1 protein-coding gene is annotated in these 878 nt (G+C 65.1%); it reads right to left on the bottom strand.

The window, feature by feature from the left end:
* The coding region (locus TJ79_RS25535; RefSeq protein ID WP_040953175.1) for a phosphopantetheine-binding protein at positions 1–878 on the bottom strand (878 nt) is incomplete at both ends.

Here is an 878-nt window from a genome sequence, read left to right on the forward strand (position 1 = left end):
CCACATGCATCGGCACGTGGTACGAACCGCTATCCGGGTTCAGCTTGTACAGGAACCACAGCCGTCTTTGCGCATGGGACAATCTGTAGTGGCCTCTTTCCGGCGCTGGCGCGATCTCGATCTCCCGCTCCCGCTCACCTCCCGCCAGCAGCCGCTCCTCAATGGCCTGCGCCAGATCCGCCACTGTCGTTTCGCTGAACAATGTCTGGAGGCTGACGTCCACGCCCAATTCCGCCAGCAGCCGGCTCTTCACTTGCATGGTCAGCAGCGAATGACCGCCCAGTTCAAAGAAATCATCGTTGCGGCCTACCGCTTCTCGGTTCAGCAGCTCCGACCAGATGGCTGCAACGATTCGCTCCGTCTCCGTCACCGGCGCTTCGCATACCGCTTCCCGCTGCACGGCGGCTTCCGCCTCCGCCAAACCGGCCAACTGCCGCCTGTCCACCTTCCCGCTGGGCGTCAGCGGCATAGCCTCCAGCCGGATGATCCGCCCCGGCACCATATACTTCGGCAGCTTCGTGCCCAGCCACGCCCGCAGCGCCTGCGGCTCTTGCCCCTGCTCCCGCTCTTCCGAAGCGTCGGCCTTTGCCGTATAGAAGCCCGTCAGCCCCGTCTGCCCATCGGGTCCCGGCGTCGCCACCACGGCGGCCAGTCCCACGGCCGGATGCTGCAAGAGCGCATCCTCGATTTCGCCCAGCTCAATGCGGAAGCCCCGCACCTTCACCTGGGTATCCCGGCGGCCAAGACACTCCACGGTGCCGTCCGCCAACAGCCGCGCCAAGTCCCCAGTCCGGTACAGCCGGCCTCCGGCTATGCCGCTAAGCGTATCGCGCACGAAGGCTTCCGCCGTTTTCTCCGACTGATTCCAGTACCCTTGC

It is taken from the genome of Gorillibacterium massiliense, from assembly GCF_000455485.1.
Classification (GTDB): Bacteria; Bacillota; Bacilli; order Paenibacillales; family NBRC-103111; genus Gorillibacterium; species Gorillibacterium massiliense.